This window comes from Moorena producens PAL-8-15-08-1 (assembly GCF_001767235.1).
Taxonomy (GTDB): domain Bacteria; phylum Cyanobacteriota; class Cyanobacteriia; order Cyanobacteriales; family Coleofasciculaceae; genus Moorena; species Moorena producens_A.
In genome coordinates this window covers 7898396-7918820 of record NZ_CP017599.1, presented here as the reverse complement: position 1 = coordinate 7918820, position 20425 = coordinate 7898396, and the positions used below count along the sequence as shown (strand labels likewise).

Genomic DNA, 20425 nt, shown 5'->3' with positions numbered 1-20425 from the left:
ATGAGCAATGTTTCTAAAACAACCCAACAAGATGTAACCTCTCAAGAGGTGCTTCAAGTATTACAAGAAATGCGGAGTAGGCTTGAAGCAGTCAACAAAGCAAAAACTGAACCAATCGCTATTGTGGGCATGGCCTGTCGGTTTCCTGGTGGAGCTAATGACCCATCTACATATTGGCGCTTATTACATGATGGAATAGATGCTATTACACCAGTACCACCTCACCGTTGGGATGTTAATGCTCATTACGAGCCTAACCCAGAAATTCCAGGAAAAGCCTACACCAAACAGGGTGGATTTATTGAGCAAGTTGACCAGTTCGACCCTTTGTTTTTTGGTATTTCTCCTCGGGAAGCAATTAGTTTAGATCCTCAGTACAGACTACTTTTAGAAGTTACCTGGGAAGCTCTGGAAAATGCTGGGCAAACATGGACTAACCTTAAGAATAGTAAGACAAGTGTATTCATGGGCGTCTCCACAGATGACTATGCGAGCCTGAGTAATCCTATTCTTGTTAATAATCGAAGTCTTGGTGTAGGCCGTATTTCTCATTTACTTGGTTTACAAGGGTCTAATATACAGTTAGATACAGCTTGTTCAAGTTCTTTAGTTGCGATCCATCTAGCTTGTCAAAGTTTGCGCTCAGGAGAATCCAATTTAGCATTAGTAGGTGGAGTAAATTTAATTTTATCACCAATCAGTACTATTAGTCGCTGTAAAATGAAAGCACTATCCCCTGATGGTCGCTGCAAGACTTTTGATGTTGCTGCTAATGGTTATGGTCAGGCAGAAGGATGTGGTGTTGTCGTTTTGAAGCGTTTGTCCGATGCAATTACTGATGGTGATTTAATTTCAGCACTCATCCGAGGTTCTGCAATCAATCACGATGGACCCAGTAGCGGTCTTACAGTTCCTAATGGAATGGCTCAGAAACAAGTGATTCAACAAGCCTTGAGCAATGCTAGGTTAGAACCCCATCAGGTGAGCTATTTGGAAGCTCATGGGACAGGAACTGCTTTAGGAGACCCCATCGAAATAGAAGCTTTAGCCGCAATATACGGCAAAAATCGTCCAGTGGATCAGCCTTTAGTGGTTGGTTCCGTGAAGACTAATATTGGGCATTTAGAGGCAGCCGCAGGTGTATCAGCTTTAATTAAGGTAGTTTTAGCACTTCAGCATCAAGAAATTCCACCTCATTTACACTTAAAGCAGCCTAATCCCTATGTAGATTGGGATAAATTACCAATTAAAATACCAACTTCATTAATGCCTTGGAATTGTGAAGCTAAACCGAGAATAGCAGGGATTAGTTCTTTTGGTATAAGTGGCACTAATGCTCATTTACTCTTGGAGGAGGTTCCTGAGCTAATCAAGGGTCAAAAGGCAAAAGGAAAAAGTGAAAATGACTTAGAACCTCCCCTCCATATACTAACCCTGTCAACCAAGACAGAAAAAGCGCTCGAAGAGTTAGTCAGTCGTTATCAAAACCATTGGGAAACTTATCCAGAATTGGCTATCTCAGATGTCTGTTACACCGCAAACACAGGACGTGCTCAGTTTAACCATCGCCTAGCCATTATTGCTTCTGAACCAGAGGAATTAACACAAAAACTTCGGCAACACACAGCAGGGGAAGAAGTAGTTGGAGTTTTTTCTGGCAAAGTACCCAATAGTGGCAGTGAGAGCAAAGTAGCTTTCTTATTTACAGGTCAGGGTTCCCAGTATTTGAATATGGGAAGGCAATTGTATGAAACTCAACCTACTTTTCGTCAAGCTTTAGATACATGTGACCATATCCTGCGTCCTTACCTGGACAATCCACTCCTAGAAATTCTCTACCCTCAAGATGCACAAAAGTCAAATGATTCTCCACTAGATCAAACTGGTTACACCCAACCAGCTCTGTTCTCTATTGAATACGCTTTGCTGAAGTTATGGGAATCTTGGGGTATTAAGCCAAATGTCGTGATGGGTCACAGTGTGGGAGAATATGTAGCAGCAACAGTAGCAGGAGTATTTAGTTTAGAAGATGGCTTGAAACTAATTGCCGCTAGAGGAAGGTTAATGCAAGGATTACCTGCTGGTGGAGAGATGGTTTCAGTTATGGCTTCAGAGTCCAAGGTTCTAGAGACTCTGAAGGCGATGTCCCAGTCAGACAAAGTAGTGATAGCAGCCATCAATGGACCCGAAAGCATAGTCATTTCCGGTGAAGCTAAAGCTGTTAGAGCGATCGCAACTCACCTCGAATCAGTAGGCATCAAAATCAAACAGCTACAAGTATCCCATGCTTTCCATTCACCGTTGATGGAACCCATGTTGGCAGAGTTTGAAGCTGTAGCCAATCAAATCACTTACCATCAACCCAGGATTCCCATCATATCTAACGTCACAGGCACAAAAGCAGACCAGAGTATCGCTTCTGCCCAATATTGGGTCAATCATGTGCGCCAACCGGTAAGGTTTGCCCAAGGTATGGCAACCTTGCACCAACAAGGCTATGAAACTTTCCTAGAAATTGGAGCCAAACCAATATTATTAGGTATGGGCAAGCAATGTCTATCGCCAGACGTTGGTGTGTGGCTGCCATCTTTGCGTCATGGAGTGGATGAATGGCAACAGATTCTCTCAAGTTTAGGACAGTTATATGTACAGGGAGCCAAAGTAGATTGGTCAGGATTTGATCGAGATTATAGCCGTGAGAAAGTAGTATTGCCAACTTACCCATTCCAACGAGAACGATATTGGGTAGAAACTAGTACAAATCAACAACAAGTTGTAGGCTCTGGGGAGCCAAACCTCCAAGGTACTCCTGAAGGTACGAGTACTACTATCGTTAAATTACTCAGCCAAGGAAATACTAAAGAGTTAGCAGAAAAAGTCGAAAAAACTAGTGATTTACCACCGGAACAGTTAAAATTATTACCGGATTTATTAGCATCATTATCTCAACAACATCAACAAGAATTAGCCAGATTAACTACCAAAAAATGGTTTTATAAAGTCCAGTGGATATCTCAAGCTATAAAACCCCAACGAAACAAATCAAATAATCAAGTCTGTCATTGGTTGATTTTGACAGATTCAAAAGGATTGGGCAAATCTCTGGCCACTCATTTGCAACAGCTGGGAAATGAATGCAGTGTAGTTTATCAAGCTGATAATTATCAAAATTATGAACCAGGGATTTATCACATTAATCCATCTCATCCCCAGGAATTTGAACAAGTATATCAAACAATATTCGAAAACGGTAAATTACCCTTACAAAAGGTAATTCATCTGTGGAGTTTGGATACTGCTTCTGAACAAGATTTAACCACCGAAACCTTAGAACAAGCCCAACTATGGGGATGTGGCAGTACACTGCACTTATTACAAACTTTAGTCAAAAACCCCAACTCAACACCACCAAAACTCTGGATGATCACCAGAGGGACTCAACCTGTATTGTCACCAACAGAGAAACTAACAGTGGCAACATCACCATTGTGGGGATTAGGTAGAACGATCGCTTCTGAACATCCGCAGCTTTGGGGAGGTTTGGTAGATCTCGATCCACAGGGTTCCGAAGATGAGGTGGAAGTACTATTACAACAGATAATAGATAGTCAAAAAGAAGACCATCTAGCGGTGCGCAATCGCAAAATATACGTTGCTCGTTTACTCAAGCACATTCCCCAAGAATCTCAACCCCTGTCACTGCGATCTGATGCCACATACCTAATTACTGGAGGATTAGGAGCCCTGGGGTTGAAGACAGCAGCATGGATGGCAGAAAAAGGAGCTAGAAATTTAGTTTTAATCAGTCGTCGTCAACCCTCTGAGCAAGCACAACAAACGATTCAAAGTTTGGAAGAATTAGGCACTCAAGTAAAAGTTCTTTCAGCAGATATATCAGTTGAATCCGATGTCGCCAATATCCTAGAGCAAATTCAAACATCTCTACCCCCACTACTAGGTGTAATTCATGCAGCAGGCGTTTTGGATGATGGCCTACTGCAACAAACCAATTGGGAGCGCTTTACGAAAGTGATGGCCCCCAAAGTCAACGGGACTTGGAATCTACATAAATTAACCCAGCATTTATCCCTAGATTTCTTTGTTTGCTTCTCATCTATGAGTTCCTTATTAGGTTCACCCGGTCAAGGAAACTATGCTGCAGCTAATGCTTTTATGGATGCTGTAGTTCATTCTCGTAGGGAGATGGGATTACCAGGATTAAGTATTAACTGGGGAGGCTGGTCTGAAGGTGGTATGGCGATTCGTCTTGCAAGTCAGCATCAAAATCGAATGCAAACGGCAGGGATAAGTTTGATTTCTCCAGAGCAAGGAATACAAGTATTAGAGGAACTTGTACGCACTCAGTCTACAGCACAGGTGGGAGTATTGCCTGTAGATTGGTCGGTATTGGCAAAACAATTTAGTTCGGCAAATCCAAGTTCTTTACTATTAGAACTCTTGCAACAGGAGACAAGCTCAGAAAAGACAGACGAACGCATTTTAGAAAAATTGCAAGCTGCACCAATAACTGAACGTCAAGATATTTTGAAAACTTATATTCAATTGGTAGTAGCAAAAACTCTCGGAATCAATCCATCAAAAATTTCCACTGATGACAATTTTGTAGAGTTGGGTATGGATTCGTTAATGGGAATGGAAGTTGTCAATAAACTTAGTAGCGACCTAGATTTTATTATCTATCCCAGAGAGTTTTACGAACGACCAACAATCAACTCCCTGACTCAATATTTGAGTGCTGAACTGAATAATGATAATGTTGTTGATCAACCATCCCCGACAAGCTCAGAAATCTTCACAACCACAAGTTCACCTAGTGGAAACTATGCACGCTCGGCCTCTGTCTCTTCACGTCTTCCTGGTATTATTTTTATCCTTTCGAGTCCGCGCTCGGGTTCAACTTTACTTAGAGTTATGCTGGCGGGTCATTCTTCCCTATTTTCACCCCCCGAGTTGCATCTTTTACCCTTTGACACCATGAAGGAACGACAGGAACAACTCAACCTTTCTTACTTAGGTGAAGGGTTACAGAAAACTTTTATGGAAGTACAAAACCTGGATGCAACAGCTAGTCAGACTCTCATTCAAGACCTTGAGTCACAAAACTTATCGATTCAGCAGGTCTATGGCATGCTCCAGGAGAGCATAGCACCTCGCCTGCTGGTAGACAAATCTCCTTCTTATGCGATGGAGCCAACAATTTTAGAACGAGGGGAAGCACTCTTTGCCAACTCCAAATATATTTACCTGGTTCGCCATCCCTACTCAGTCATTGAATCATTTGTGCGGATGCGGATGCAAAAACTTGTCGGGTTGGGTGAGGAAAATCCTTACCGGGTAGCAGAGCAGGTATGGGCTAAGAGTAACCAGAACATTCTAAATTTCCTGAGCCAGTTGGAGCCAGAACGTCAGCATCAGATTCACTATGAAGATTTGGTGACAGAACCAGAATCAGTGCTATCCCAACTATGCGACTTTCTTAATATTGCCTTCGAGCCAGAACTTTTACAACCTTATCAGGGCGATCGCATGACAGGGGGTGTTCATCAAAAGTCATTGTCAATCAGTGACCCTAACTTCCTCAAACACAATACTATTGATGAGAGCTTGGCAGACAAATGGAAAACGATTCAATTACCTTATCCGTTGAAGTCAGAAACTCAACGGATAGCCAGCCAACTTAATTATGAGTTGCCAAACCTAGTTACAACTCCGACAAATCAACAGCCTCAAGTCTCTACAACCTCCTCGAAAGAGCAGCCAACTATGGAGGAAAAATTCCTGGAGTTTGGAGGAAATCAGATCTGTCTGTGTAGTTGGGGTTCCCCGGAGCATCCTGTAGTTCTGTGTATTCATGGTCTTTTGGAACAAGGATTAGCTTGGCAAGAAGTCGCACTTCCTCTAGCAGCACAAGGTTATCGGGTAGTGGCTCCCGATTTATTTGGTCACGGACGTTCATCTCATTTAGAACTGGTGACTTCTTATAGTTCACTGACATTTTTAGCTCAGATAGACCGGGTAATTCAGGAATTACCAGACCAACCTTTGTTGTTAGTAGGTCATTCCATGGGTGCCATGCTGGCAACTGCGATCGCTAGCGTGCGACCAAAGAAAATCAAAGAGTTGATTTTGGTAGAACTTCCGCTACCTGCTGAGGAAAGCAAGAAAGAATCCGCAGTTAATCAGCTAACGACTTGTTTAGACTATCTCAGTTCTACTCCTCAACATCCCATCTTTCCTGATGTGGCAACTGCTGCAAGTAGGTTGCGTCAAGCGATACCTAGTCTGTCAGAAGAATTTTCTTATATCTTAGCTCAGCGAATTACACAACCAAATCAAGGTGGAGTTCGCTGGAGTTGGGATGCAATTATTCGTACTCGTTCTATTCTGGGTTTAAACAATTTACCTGGTGGTCGATCTCAATATTTGGAGATGCTCAAATCTATCCAAGTTCCGACTACGTTAGTTTATGGAGATAGTAGCAAACTAAATCGACCAGAAGATTTGCAACAACAGAAAATGACTATGACTCAAGCTAAACGAGTTTTTCTGTCAGGAGGGCATAATCTTCATATTGATGCTGCTGCTGCTTTAGCATCACTTATCTTAACATCACAATAAAATATGTTACAGTAGGCTGGATGTGGATTTCGACAAGATTCAGGTACAATACTAAGGTATAGAGGTTATTTGATAATGGAAACTAAAGAAAAATTTTTATTCTTCCAACTCTGGTGGGAAATTCCACTAGCATTGTTATCTTTGATATTTTATAAAGCTGTTAAGGGACTTATACCCATTCTTTTTCAAAAGAAAACCAAAACCAAGAAAAAAATAGCAGACTCAACCAAAAAAGAAGTTTATAAATGGCGATTTGTTTCTGAAGAACTGCTAAAACAGCCTCTGGTACTATCCTATATTTTAACTACTGGTCCTCGATGGAATGTCCACGCCATTATTGCCACTACAGAACCCGTTCCAGTAAAAGAATCTTTAAAAATTGACATCAGTTCTTGTGTGGCTTCAGCTCAGTCATGGAGTATAGGTATCTATAGTTTTCCTGAAGGCAAACCTGTCAAATACATAGCATCTCATGAGCCAAAATTTCAGGAACAATGGCAGGAACTAAAACTGGAACCGGGAAAATATAATTTAGGTTTAAGATATTATAATTGGTACAACGAAGTCAGTTTGCCTGCTGTTAGTGTGGATAATAATCAAGTTATCAATACTGAATCAGTTAATAGTAGCCATATTAACAATTACTTCAATTACTTGCCCAAATTAATAGCACAAGATAATATTTTTTATCGATTTCTTAATTACTATATATTCACCATTCTAGTATGCCAGAAATGGCTACCTAAAGAATGGGTTAGAAAAGAATTTTTACCTGTGGGAGACCCCAATAATGAATTTGTCTATGGAGTTATTTATAAAGGTTACTCTTTGAGTCTGACATTAAATCCATTATTACTCACTAATTATGATGTCTATTTAACCACATTTAATCGTTCTAGTCTGCCAATTTATTTTTGTCAAATTAATACTGACAAATACACAACTTCTGTGATAGAAACCGACGGTTTTTATTTAGTGCGATTGCGTCCTAAGTCAGATTTAGACAATAATTTATTTCAGCTAAATTGGATTAGTACAGAGCTTGTATCAGAAGTTTCCTGTAACCGTTCAGGGGGCGAAGTCTGATAATCTAGAAGGGGAGCAGGTCAAAGTTGTAGACCATATTAACTATAGCAATCCGATCGCGTAGCGTGGCCAAAAGGCCAATCTGATTCGTGAAATATAGTGGCCGAAGCGTTCCCGTAGCGTCGGCTACGCCGAATCGCGATAGCCTCGACTGCACCGAATCGCTATAACCCTTCCCCAGCAAGAAATTGATATTTTGCTGATGGAAAAAATGATTGAGGATTGCTATAGGTACTATCACAGCAAGCTAAAACCCATGAGGGGGCTTTAGTTTTAGTCCAAATTTTATGCATAAGTGACATGCTCCTAACCTGGGGTCTTTTAATAGGGGGAGATATCATGAAAATGCTCCTATAAAGAATTAGAAAAGAGTAGTAAATTTTAACTATTCATGATACAACAAAATTGAATTATATAGCGTTTTTCGCAGTTATGATGTACAGTATGTCACGAAACACAGAATTGAACATCGAATGCAGCGATCGCATAACTATACCCAGCAGCCAAAGGAAGAAGACTACAGCGAAATTATTGATGTGCGCTCCCCGAGTGAGTTTGCTGAGGATCATATGCCAGGTGCGATTAATCTACCTGTGCTCGATGATCAGCAACGGGCTAAGGTAGGGACTATCTATAAACAAGTGTCTTCCTTTGAAGCTCGTAAAATTGGTGCCTCTCTAGTTGCTGGCAATATCTCTCGACATCTGGAAAGTCACTTTGCTGCTAAGGATAAAAATTACCATCCCTTGGTCTATTGTTGGCGGGGTGGACAGCGTTCCCAGAGTTTGGCAGCGGTGTTAGTTCAAATTGGCTGGCAAGTTACAGTTCTCGACGGGGGATACAAAACCTATCGAGCTTATGTAAGGGAACAATTAGAACAGTTGCCACAACAGTTTACTTACCGGGTATTGTGTGGACTAACCGGTAGTGGGAAAACCCTGATCTTGCGGCAACTTGCTAAGCAAGGTGTGCAGGTGCTGGATTTGGAAGAGTTAGCCAATCATCGAGGTTCCCTGCTGGGTCAAGAGTGGGAAGGTGAACCATTATCTCAACCCTCCCAAAAATGGTTTGAATCCCTGCTATTGGAAAAATTGCAAGGCTTTGATGTCGATAAGCCAGTATGGGTAGAAGCAGAAAGTAATAAGATTGGACAAATTTATTTGCCTCATTCAGTATGGCAAAATATGAAGGATGCTACTTGTGTGGAAGTTGAGTTACCCCTGGCACGTCGAATTGAATGGTTGTTGCAAGAGTATCCTCACTTGGGTACTAACCCTGAGTTTTGCAAAGGTAAGCTAAAGTCTCTAAGGTCTCGCTATGGCTGGAAAAAAATTAACCAGTGGTATGAGATGATTGATAGGGGTCAAGGTCATGCTTTGGTAGGAGATTTGCTTGAAACTCATTATGATCCAGCTTACCGCCGCTCGATTAGTAAGTGTTATGGAAATTTAGTATCGACGTTACCGATTGTGGATTTATCAGATCAGAGTGTTCAGACTTTTGTCAATAGTTTAGTGTCTTTGACGGAATTATCCTAAGCTAAAACGCATTTTTAATGCGTTTTAGCAAGGCAAAAGGCAAAAGGCAAAAGGCAAAAGGCAAAATGGTACTGGGATATATCTTTTTTATTTGATTTAAATAATATACAGTTTAAATGCAAAACAAATTAAGGATAGTTAATCAACAAGTCAAGATTTTATGTCCGAGTGCTTATCAAAGTATAATGATAAATTACTGATAACAAAGAATGAGATACTGTCCGGTTGTTTCGGTTAGGTTCATAGTTTATTTTTTTACTCATTACCCTCAAGGATAGCGTTTATCGCAGTTATGAGGTACAGATTATATTTTCCCTCTTCCCTGCTCCCTGCTCCCTGCTCCCTGCTCCCTGCTCCCTAAAACCCAGAGATTTGTACCTCATAGCTAGGATAATTGCTATATTAAACAATTGGGCAACGCCAAACTATGACTCATGCAACACTTCTGCCCGTTCCCAGTCCTCTGGCACACCATAGCTTTGATACCTTTGGCAGCGTTTGACATAGAGCATGGCTGCTTTATCCTGGGGATTGGTTTGTAAAACTGACTGAAATATCTGTTCAGCTTGGGCGAAAGCTTGCCGATGGTAGAGAAAAGCAGCTTGTTCAAAGTTACTCTTAGTTTTTCTTTTTAACTCCTTCAGTTGCGGCTGATCTTGATCAAATAGCTCAAATACTGCCACCGGTTTATTTTTTCCCTTAACTTTGACTCGATCCAGAAACCTATAACTGTATTTTTGAAACTGATTCAGGTTATAGAGGGTTTGTTGGCTAATCATAATCCCTGCACCATAAAGTTTGGTTAATCCTTCCAAGCGGGAAGCAAGATTAACTGCATCAGAAATAACCGTACTTTCCATCCGCTTTTGTTCACCGATGGTTCCTAGCATTAAGCTACCTGTATGTAAACCAATACCGATAGTAATCGGAACATAACCACTTTGGCACCGATGCTGATTGTAGACCGCAACTGTTTGCTGCATCTCAAGTGCACCTTGAACCCCATCATCCGCTGACTCAGGAAAAAGTGCCATGACTCCATCTCCAATGTACTTATCAATAAAGCCATTGTGAGCGCGGATTGCTGGACTAACTCGACTCAGATAGCTATTAATAAAATTAAAATTTTCTTGAGGAGATAACTGTTCTGATAGGCTGGTAAAAGAGCGAATATCAGCAAAAAGAACAGTCATTTCTTTTTGAACGTGATCCCCTAATTTAACATCAACAATACTGTCATATCCCAGGAAGCGTAAAAAATCATGGGGGACAAACTTACCATAAGCAGAGGTAATTTTAGAAAGCCGTAGATGACTTTTAATTCGGGCTAACAATTCATGCTTAGAAAAAGGCTTAGTCAGATAATCATTTACTCCACAAGTAAACCCTTCCACCAAATCGGAAACTTGATTGTTGGCGGTTAACATGATCACCGGAAGTTCACTGGGCAAAAACGTCTGGCGAATTTTTTCGCAAACTTCATAGCCGGTCATGCGGGGCATCATCACATCCAGTAAAATCAAGTCAGGCTGGAAGCCAGTTGAAAGCATTTCTAAAGCTTCTAAACCATTAGTGGCTGTAGCGATCGCATAGTTTTCCATGGAAAGATAATTGCTAATAACCTGGCGGTTGACTGGTTCATCGTCCACAATCAAAATTTTGGTATATCCACTGTCTGCTGCTAAGGCTCCAGTAAAGTTCGGGGTTTCATTCGTCAAGTCCAGAACTGGAGCGATGGATTCAATTGGCAACAGTGCTGAGGTCTGCTGAACCTGCCTCTGAGACACTGGCAAAGTAAATGTAAACTGGGAACCAGACTTATTTTGCGATCGCTTAGGGGATCCTCCCAGGCGACATTGTGCTTCTGGCAGGCTAAGCGATCGCACATGAATTTTGCCACCGTGTAACTCGACTAACTGTCTAGTAACCGCTAATCCCAAACCCCTCCCGCCGTATTCTTTAGTCCTGGAGCAATCTACTGATTCAAAGGAGTCAAAAATCCGATGTAATTTATCTGCTGGAATACCAATTCCTGTATCTGAGACAGTAATGACTAACATTGCTAACTCGTCATTGCTAACGGGTAACTGCTCAGCTGATACTTCAACCTTACCAGATTCAGTAAACTTAATAGCATTCTCAATTAAGTTATAAAGAATTTGTTGCAGCCGATTTTCGTCAGCATCGACCAAGGGCAGATCGGCAGGAATTGAGTTAATTAACTGCAAAGGTTTTTTCGCAATTAGAGAGTGGGAATGTCCAAGGACGAGATTGGCTATTTCTCGCATGCTGACTGGCTTAATTTGAAGTTCAAGATGTTTGTGTTTTAGCTTCGAAAAATCCAGGAGATCGTTGACTAAATTCCCTAGTCTTTTTCCACTAGATGCAATGATGGCAAGATTAGCGTTTGCTTTGGAGGGCAATTGTCCTGCAACACCATCCATCAGGGATTCAGCAATGCTGATCATGCCATTGAGGGGGGTGCGGAGTTCTTGGGAGGTATTAGCTAAAAATTCGTTTTTCAGTTGATCGAGGTGCTGCAATTCAGTATTCTTGGCTTCTAGGGTGGCAAACGACTCTTGCAATTGTCTTGCCATGTGATTAAATGCCTTAACCAAAACCCCAAGCTCATCGGAGCGCTCCTGGTTGACAATTTGGTCAAATTGTCCCTTCTCTAGAGCAATGGCTGCATCCTTCAGTTGGACGATAGGCCGGACAACCCAACGGGATGTAACGATTCCGACTTCTGTTGCCAGTAACAATGCTACTAGGCATAAGGCAATAGTAGTGCGGGTATGGGCGTGGATTTGTTCGATGAAATCCGCTTCTGGCACCACTACCACAATCAACCAATCCAAGCCAAACTCATCTTGAAACGGCTGTATTTGTACAAATTTTCGTTTACCGTCAACAGCAAATTCCCATTGCTGTAAACGTTGAATTGGTTGTTTTTGATTCAGCTTGGTTGATAAATATTGAGCCGTAGCTTTAGTGAAAGCATTACTACTATCCGTTGCTTTAAATCGTTCGGCTCCGTAGTCTTGGTGAGTAGTGCGAAAAGGCTTCTCACCGGTAGAGGTTGCCACGAGCATTCCCGAACGTTCAATGATAAAAACTTGTCCAGTTTTGCCAACGTTTAGACTGCGTAAAAATTTGCCGATTTGTGATAAGTTTATATTAGTTAAGAGTACCCCCTGCAATTGATCCTGTTTGTCGTAAAACGGCATTGATGCACCGAGATAGGCAGTTACACCAGCAGTATTGGGGTAAATTTCACTCCAAGTTGAGCGACCAGCTTTGACAGCAGTTCTATACCATGGTCGAGTGCGCGGATCAAACTTAATACTGTCTAGGATTTCCTCACGCTTCTTGATGCAGTCACTCATGGGGGTTTCCCCCAAGACCGCGCTGCATCGCTCCCCAAATTCGTTAGTAGAATAGGAGTAAAAAATATGATTGGTAGCTTTGGTGGAGACTCTTAGTATCAGTGTACCATCATCTAATCGTTCTGCTCCTAGGTTGTCTTTATTCTCTAAGCCTAATCCAGTAAATGTGAGGGTATTAAAGATCTGAAGCTGCTGCCAAAAGTAACGCTCTAATTCAGGAATATCTTGCAAATTCAATTGACCTAGATTGATGGCAGTGGCATTAATCTGATTAACTAGATGAGGAATGGTTAGGTAAGCATCCAAATTCTGCTCAACCCGAGCATTGACTTCTTCAAGCAGTTGAGTAGCAACATCATTAACCGCTCTCTTGCTGTTTCTATAGGACAGATATCCCACAAGTCCCACAGCTGCGAAGATTTGCAGGACAAATGGTATGACCAAGATCAGGCGAAGGGGAACTTTCCCAGAAACCTTGGAAACCCCTTGGGCTAAAGATTTGAATATCATTTGCTTGTGCCATCCTGCTTGACTGACAAATCGCATTTGAGTTACATTTACAGAGTTCCCAGAAATTTAGAAAAAGTAGCGTCAGCACCCTTGACTGAAGTAAGCAGGCTTAAAGTCCTTGATTTCCTGATGCCTGAATGCTTAGAAAGGACTTAATAAATCTTTATCTGGAATATCGTTTGTTTTGTTACCAAATTATCGTGAGCGGAGTATAATAGAGTTATTTGGCCATTAACTCTAACCTTAGTTTTGGTTTGGGAGCATCAAAATGCTTACTTTAAAAGTGTTCTCAGTGGCTACAGTTGCCGTCCTATTAAGCAGTTGCTTAATACCTGAAAAAGCCTTGGCTAGTCGTCTTGATTTCACCACTGAAGCGATTGGGAGCTCAAGTCCTTCAAGAATACTAAATGCCAGTATTGGTCAAACCCTACAAAACGGCGATTTTACGATAGAAAGGACTGGGGGTAACACCACCCTTGGTAATGGAATTGATGAAGATACCAGTTGGAGCTTTGATTTTTCTGACTTGGGAACATCAATAAATGAGTTATCGCAAGCGAAACTAATTTTAGACCTGACACCAAACAACTCCCTGATTACTACCGATGTATTTGGGATCATAGGATTGGATACTATTATTATTGATCTGATCCGCAATCTCCCAGTACGAACTAAGCAATCGGTGTCTTTAAATTTACTGGAGTTTTACGACTCAGGAGAAATCGTGAACGTCTTTAATGCCAATAGTGGCAAGATTCCAGTATTTTATGGAGATGATGCCATTGTTTCTCGTGCTGAGCTGTCATTGTCTACAGGTGAAAGAATTCCCGAACCTACTGCTACCCTAGGGATTTTAGCTTTGGGGGCTTTAGGAATTAGTTCCGTATTAAAGCAGAAAGTCAAGCAGCAGAAACAAGTAAAGCAGTAATATCAATCAAGAATTATCACTAGTTAACCGGGAAAAATATATAGCAATTGTCTTTCCCATGAGGTATCAAGAGATCCCCCTAAATCCCCCTTAAAAAGGGGGACTTTGAGCTTGAGAAGGGTACCTCATAAATGCAATAAACGCTATAACTAACACTATAACTAGTGTTTTGTTGACGGTTGATGATTGAACAGTGAACGGTGAACAGTTAACTTTCAATCGTCAACCATGGCCTTAAGGCCGTAGGCCACGCTGCGCGAACGGCCACGGGTGCGCGATTAGCCCAAAGGGCTACGCTACGCGAACAACAAAAATTTAATCAACGTAGCAAAGCATTCCAAGTAGCAGGACCAACAATGCCATCAGGTTCTAGTTTGAACTTGCGCTGAGCGGCTTGAACTGCGGCTTTCGTAACCTCTCCAAATACCCCATCCACTGTGGCTTTTAAAAAACCAAGAGATTTCAGTCGCCTCTGCAATTGCTGGACGGCTGGACCACGCATACCTTGTCGGAGAATTGGTAAGGTTATAGCCCTAGGCTTAGTTCTCTCGACAGTGACCGCATTGCCTGTTGTAGTAGTGCGATTACCAAAGCCAGTGCTGGTTGCTGGGGAGGAAGAGTTGGGACGAGTTGTGGTGGTTTGGGTAATAGCTTCTGTGATGGAAGGCCTCGGAAACGATGAAGCTGAGATGCCATCAGAGGTGGTCGGGGGTCTTATACTTGCTGAGGGTAAGGGATTGGAAGTAGAGGTTGAGGATGTTGGATTGGGTGGGATGCTTGGAAACAAAAAATTCCATTCAGCAGCTCCCATGATGCCATGGGGAGTTAAACCCGCTTGTTGCTGGAGCTTGGAGACAGCGATCGCAGTATTATCTCCATAAAACCCATTTACCTCTCCTGTGTAATACCCCAATAATTTAAGAACTGCTTGTAATTCAGATACTCTTTCCCCCTCACTACCAATGTCAAGAGTTGGTCGGTTGATTTTGACTGGGGTAATTCCTTGAGCCAGTTTTGGGACAACGCCATTAGCTTCAAGGGCAACTGCTGGCAAGTTCCCTAAGCTAAGGGCTACTGATCCAAAGATAGTTATACCGATAATGCTGTTAGTGGTGTCTATAGAATCCATATCTTTACACCAGGGTAATTCTTGTCACGACTTAATTTAACTTTATCGATTTAAGCGGATTTATTGACAACAATAAATTGAGGTCTCCCCCAGTTAAAAGGTAAAACACGGGAGAGACCTCAAGTGTTTAGTTTGTTCTGTTAACCCAGGAAGTTGATTGCTTCAGCCGGTCCGACTAGAGAAATATAAGGTTCAATGAAATAGCGATTAGCTGCTGCTTGAGCCATCTCTGGAGTAACCCTTGTCACATCTTGTTGAAACAGGGTATCAAACTCAACTCCTAGCCCGATCGTCTCATACCAGCCATAGACTTGAGCGAGCTGACCATTGGTTTGTTTACCTAGTGCATACTGACCAAGAAGCTTATTTTTGGCAACTTGCAATTCATCCTGACTCAGTTGTTGAGAACAAAGGCGTTCCACTTCGGTAACCAGACCAACCAGGGCAGTTTCTGTATTTTCCGGTGCTGTTCCCATGTAGGCTATAAACGTAGAAGCCGACTGGCGTGTCGGAAACAATGCTGAGACATCATAGGCTAAACCCCGCTTTTCTCTGAGTTCTACAAATAAGCGGCTAGAAAGACCATTCCCCAGGTAGGTATTGAGGAGTTTGAGGGTAGCAAAGTCAGCCTCTTGTACGGCTGAGGTAAGATAACCCAGCATCACAATCGACTGCTGCGTGTCTTGGGCAGTAGTCACTTGGCAGGGTTGGGCAATGGGGGAGGCTAAGGAGGGTTTGCTCAGGGGTGTATCGGGAACTTGCCAATCCCCAAACACTTGCTCCACCTGCTTAATCGCATCTTCTGAGTTAATACGACCTGCAATACTAATTATGAGGTTATCAGGGCGGAAATAAGTCTGATGATAGTGTTCTAAGTCAGCTCGATCCAGTGTAGATACCGTAGCTTCTTCTCCCAACACCGAAAAGCCGTAGGGATGGTCTTGATAGATTGCCTGTCGCAATTGCTTATAGGCAATGTTAAAGGGTTGCTCCTGTTGGGCACGAATAGTTTGAATGGTTAGGTACCTTTCTAGGTCTACTTCAGCATCTGGGAAACTAGGCGATCGCAAAATCTGTCCTGCTAGCTGTAACATTTCAAACCAGTCAGCTGCAACGGTTTTCAGGGAGAGTAGAAAATAATCGTTAGCCGCATCAGCACCAAGTTGAGCCCCCATAGACTCCACTCGTTCGGCAATGTCTATGGAGGATAATTCTTGGGTTCCCTTGGTGATAACTGCTGAGACCAGGTGAGATAGCCCAGCTTGGTTTGGTGGATCGCACTGACTACCTGCCCGAAGAAATAGACGGCTGGCAATGATATCAGCAGCAGCATTTTCAACTACAATCACCACGATGCCATTATCTAGCACTGTGCGATGGATATTCTGTTGTTGCTTTAGTGTGATATTAGGCATGATGGTCTTAGGTCTTAGGCTTGATAGTCTTAGGTCTTAGTAAAATTTTAAATTCCAAATTTTAAATGCACGAATTACCACTTTTACTACATGCCTTTGTGAGGAGTTACTACCTTTAATGAGTTACGATCTAAGCTATCCTTTTGAGGATTGTGATAGCTCAGGGAATAGGTATAAATATACCGAATCCGCTAAGTTTATTACATCTAAATATCTCAGCTTTTGAATCTAAAAATGAGTTACGATCTAAGCTATACTGTTGAGAATTGTGATAGCATAGCGATGGGGAGAAAGATACCGCTGGGCTAATTGCATTACGTCATTAGCTGTTAGCTTTTGAATCTCAATCGGATAACTATAGGCTGCTTCTGCTGTAGCAATAGTGCTGTAGTAACCATACAAACCAGCAAGTTGACCAGCAGATTCTGTGGAAAAAATATAGTCGTTATAGAGCTGACGTTGACAGCGTTTGATTTCTGTGGTTGACACTGGTGTCTGTTGCAATTGCCACAGGTGTTCCCTAATTATTGCTTCTACCTGTTCCAGGTACTCGGGTTCTAGGTAGGCGGTAATAGTAAACAAACTCGAATCACGCTGTAGAGAGAAACTACTACCAATGTCTTGCACTAATTGTTTCTCTTCCCTTAATTCTCTTACCAAGCGAGAAGACCGTCCATCAGCCAGAAGCACAGAGAGTAAATCCAAACCACAAGCATCCCCAAGCTGATCTATCCCTGGTCCGTGCCAAGCCATCAATAGACGTGCGTGTTCCAGGCGAGGCAAGTTTAGTTCCTGACGCCTAATTCCGATAAATGGTGCTTCAGCCATCACCTCTGGTTTAGGACAATCACTGGGGGAAGGAAAATCTTGAAATGACTGGTTAACTATAGTTAATGCTGATTCTTGGTCAATATCACCTACAATCACCACAGTCATATTTTCTGGCTGGTAATGGCATTGGTGGAAACAGCGCATTTGTTGGGGAGAGTGAGCCATCAAATCCGCTTCAGTACCCAGAATCGGTCTGCCATAGGGGTGACGTTGGTAAACGCTCTCAGAAAGAGCCTGAAATCCTACCCAATCAGGATTATCGTAGCTGCCACGAATTTCTTCTAACACCACACACCGTTCCCGGACAAATTCTTCTTCAGGAATAGCAGGATGTAAGAGTAATTCTGCCAAGGGAGGCAGGGTGTGTTTTAAGTACTCAGAAGCACTGGTTACGAAAAAATGAGCAAAGTCATGGCTAGTAGCGGCATTCGTTACACCACCGTGGCTTTCAATCACATAGTCAAAAACACCAGGAGCAATGGTCTCGGTGCCTTTAAAAATCATGTGTTCCAAGAAGTGAGCCATGCCATACCATTCATCTGGTTCTGCGATCGCACCAGCACCAACCCACACATCGGCCACTACTACTGGTGTAGCGCTTAGGTATTGATGAATGACATTCAAGCCATTGGTCAGTTTGAAAACACTAGCAGGAAACTTTACTTGAGGTAGGGGCTCAGATAACAATGCTTCTAATCTCAATGTGTAACTTTTTACATGATATTACCAAAAAAATGGGTAATCGCGCCCCATCCTTCGTTCGACGGCTTTTTTTAAAAAACAATGCCCTTGATAATTTGTACCAGGTGTGCTATTCTAAAAGCATAAACAATAGAATTTTAAACTAAATAGATACTATCTAACCATAAGTAGGCAACGTGAAAAATATGTCTCAGATACATATTGCGTAATTTGGTCTAACGACTTAAACGTCTATGAAAAATTTAGATAAAAAAAGTATCTATTTAAGTAAATTTTGAAAAGGTACGGTGGGGCACACCGAAACCTAGGTCATAGACCAAATACGCTTGTGGAGAGGAGACCTCTATTTTTCCTGGCTCCGGCCTGGTTAAACAAGTCACCCCGTTGAAGCAAGAATCCCCGTCCTTCCAGGGCGGGGAGTGTCAATTAACGTTAATTTTGATTAACCCAGTGTTAAAGATTATGTTTGCTACTTCACAGTTCTCCTAACTAAGTGCCAGGACTGTGTACCTGAATCAGAGCTCCATCAGCGGTATAGATTTCCATAGGGATATCGGAATTATAGCTAATCCCTTTGAGGGCATCTTCTAAAGTCAATACGTGATTGACGATCCCAGCGTGAGCCTCTACATCACCTCTAACTTGAGCCGTAATGGCTGTTTGTCTGACCTGATACATATAAGTCGGTGTTAATTCTACTTTAATCAGACTTTCATCAATGGTGTAATTACAAACTCGAGTTTCCCCAGTACAGATTTGTTCAAGATCACTACCAATTTGTTTTAACTTTACCTGCAACTGCAACTTGCTTTGAACTGCCTGAAGGGCGTTTTGATAAGGCTCAATTAAAGACTGTGCATTTTTGTGGTAGTATGTGGAGTTGGGAACTTGCTTCACGTAAGTTAAAGCGTTGCGCCAATGAATCGCAGCCACCGACCATTGCTGCTTTCCCTGAGCCTTTTGAGCTAACTGAGCTAGACGTAGTCCCTGATTGTAGGCGTTGGTAGCAATTTTTTCCTGGGTTTTGCGATCGCGTGCCCTGGCCAGATTAGTTTTATAGAATTCCTCCAGTCGTTGCTTGTCCTCTTCAACCGTTGTTGCTTGAGGAATTTTGTTCAGACGGTCTAATGCAGTTTTCCAAGTACTATAAACTAGTTGCCATTCCTCTAAAGTCTGGGCTACACCCTGGCGAGCTTGGGCAATCTGAGCCGCTTTCTTAGCCGCTTTCATAATCTGACTCCCCTGTCTTTCTTTGACTAATCGCCGATTAACTTCGTCTAAATTGACCTTATATAGCTTAATTTTTTGTTGCGCTATAGCATTAAGGCTACTCTCCTTAGGCATTTGTTCAAGGCGGGCAATTGCCTCTCGCCACAGTTTTTGAATTGCTATCCACTTTGATGCCTTATGGGGAGGATTTTTCCCTTTATGACCTGCCCTAGCCGCCATTTGCATGGCTGTCACTAACTGATCTAGGTCTTTACCTCTAACTTGATAGGCTTGAAGCAACTCTTGTGCTGTTTCATGCTTCATTGACCAAAACGGAATTGCTTTGAGTGCTTCAATCGCTGTCTTTAATTCCTTCTGAGCTTCGAGAATGTCCTTTCCCGATTTAGGTTTTTTGAGGGTGTCTGCTGATTTTTTACTCAATAGCTGAGCTTCATTCAGTGAACTACAAGACCCAAATACGCAGGGACGGGTAAAAACATAAAAGCCGCCGGTTAAAAATACTAGACCCAATCCCATGCCCACCACCACCAACAAAAGAAACGTACTTTGAGAATTTCCTTCATGGGGTTGTAGTGTTTCAGGGAATGGCTCATCGGTTTGAGCCTCGGGATCAGAAAGTGGTTCGTCCCAAGGGTGGGCTGCAACGTCAGAATCCATTGATTGATCGTTGCTTTGGTTAGACTCAGGGGTTAACTGGTTAGAATCCATTGCCTGTAGCAGGAGCAAAGCCAGAGATACCAAAAAGCGATGCAGCGCCGCCAAAGGGGGTTTCCCCCATGAGCGACTGCCGTGGTTTCCCCCATGAGCGACTGCATCAAGAAAAGGTACTTAATCTTAACCCAAAATAGCCTCCTATGCTTCCAGTGGTTAGGCAGGAATTGGTGAGATATCAAGGCAACAGTGAAGAATTATAGGGGTTAGGGAGGAATTATGAAGAATCAAAGAAGCAAGGAGTGACATCCTCCTACACCGTCATCTTTGATTGGGTCTCGACTTCCAAGCTTACGATTAGACATTCCTAGATCGGGACT

At 42.4% G+C, this 20425-nt stretch carries 11 protein-coding genes; 4 read left to right on the top strand and 7 right to left on the bottom strand.

Annotation, left to right across the window (positions count from 1 at the left end):
- Nucleotides 1-6639 (top strand): type I polyketide synthase, encoded by a 6639-nt coding sequence (locus BJP34_RS29055; RefSeq protein WP_070395344.1) that lies wholly within the window; start codon nucleotides 1-3, stop codon nucleotides 6637-6639.
- 75 nt (nucleotides 6640-6714) lie between these two features.
- A complete protein-coding gene (locus tag BJP34_RS29050) occupies nucleotides 6715-7725 on the top strand; it encodes a DUF6208 family protein (protein WP_070395343.1) in 1011 nt (336 codons plus the stop codon).
- Nucleotides 7726-7729: 4 nt separating this feature from the next.
- Here BJP34_RS29050 and BJP34_RS47945 read toward each other — a convergent pair whose 3' ends face one another.
- Nucleotides 7730-7882, bottom strand: coding sequence for a hypothetical protein (locus tag BJP34_RS47945; protein WP_229424076.1), 153 nt, complete (start codon nucleotides 7880-7882; stop codon nucleotides 7730-7732).
- A gap of 316 nt (nucleotides 7883-8198) precedes the next feature.
- Here BJP34_RS47945 and mnmH point away from each other — a divergent pair, with 316 nt between their 5' ends.
- Entirely contained in the window at nucleotides 8199-9263 is a 1065-nt protein-coding gene (mnmH, locus tag BJP34_RS29045; protein ID WP_070395342.1) for a tRNA 2-selenouridine(34) synthase MnmH, read from the top strand.
- 425 nt (nucleotides 9264-9688) lie between these two features.
- Here mnmH and BJP34_RS29040 read toward each other — a convergent pair whose 3' ends face one another.
- Nucleotides 9689-13195 carry a response regulator gene (locus BJP34_RS29040; protein ID WP_418904080.1) on the bottom strand — a complete coding sequence of 1169 codons (3507 nt, stop codon included), beginning with the start codon at nucleotides 13193-13195 and terminating at the stop codon, nucleotides 9689-9691.
- A gap of 232 nt (nucleotides 13196-13427) precedes the next feature.
- On the opposite strand from BJP34_RS29040, the gene BJP34_RS29035 reads away from it, so the two are divergent.
- Nucleotides 13428-14087 carry a hypothetical protein gene (locus BJP34_RS29035; RefSeq protein ID WP_070395341.1) on the top strand — a complete coding sequence of 220 codons (660 nt, stop codon included), beginning with the start codon at nucleotides 13428-13430 and terminating at the stop codon, nucleotides 14085-14087.
- A 319-nt stretch (nucleotides 14088-14406) separates the two neighbouring features.
- Here the strand turns inward: BJP34_RS29035 and BJP34_RS29030 are convergent, their stop codons facing one another.
- The 5 genes from BJP34_RS29030 to BJP34_RS49625 all read right to left on the bottom strand — a co-directional run bounded on the left by BJP34_RS29030 (nucleotide 14407) and on the right by BJP34_RS49625 (nucleotide 20209).
- The gene (locus BJP34_RS29030) at nucleotides 14407-15216 is read right to left on the bottom strand and encodes a peptidoglycan-binding domain-containing protein (protein WP_070395340.1); all 810 of its coding nucleotides are present in this window, start codon (nucleotides 15214-15216) and stop codon (nucleotides 14407-14409) included.
- 140 nt (nucleotides 15217-15356) lie between these two features.
- On the bottom strand, nucleotides 15357-16631 hold the full coding sequence (locus tag BJP34_RS29025; protein WP_070395339.1) for a M16 family metallopeptidase: 1275 nt from the start codon (nucleotides 16629-16631) through the stop codon (nucleotides 15357-15359).
- 246 nt (nucleotides 16632-16877) lie between these two features.
- Nucleotides 16878-18164, bottom strand: coding sequence for a M16 family metallopeptidase (locus BJP34_RS29020; RefSeq protein WP_083305400.1), 1287 nt, complete (start codon nucleotides 18162-18164; stop codon nucleotides 16878-16880).
- 489 nt (nucleotides 18165-18653) lie between these two features.
- Nucleotides 18654-20051: a hypothetical protein gene (locus BJP34_RS29015; protein ID WP_229424075.1), complete on the bottom strand. Its 1398-nt coding sequence runs from the start codon at nucleotides 20049-20051 to the stop codon at nucleotides 18654-18656.
- 32 nt (nucleotides 20052-20083) lie between these two features.
- Nucleotides 20084-20209: a hypothetical protein gene (locus BJP34_RS49625; protein WP_267876406.1), complete on the bottom strand. Its 126-nt coding sequence runs from the start codon at nucleotides 20207-20209 to the stop codon at nucleotides 20084-20086.
- Nucleotides 20210-20425 lie beyond the last annotated feature (216 nt).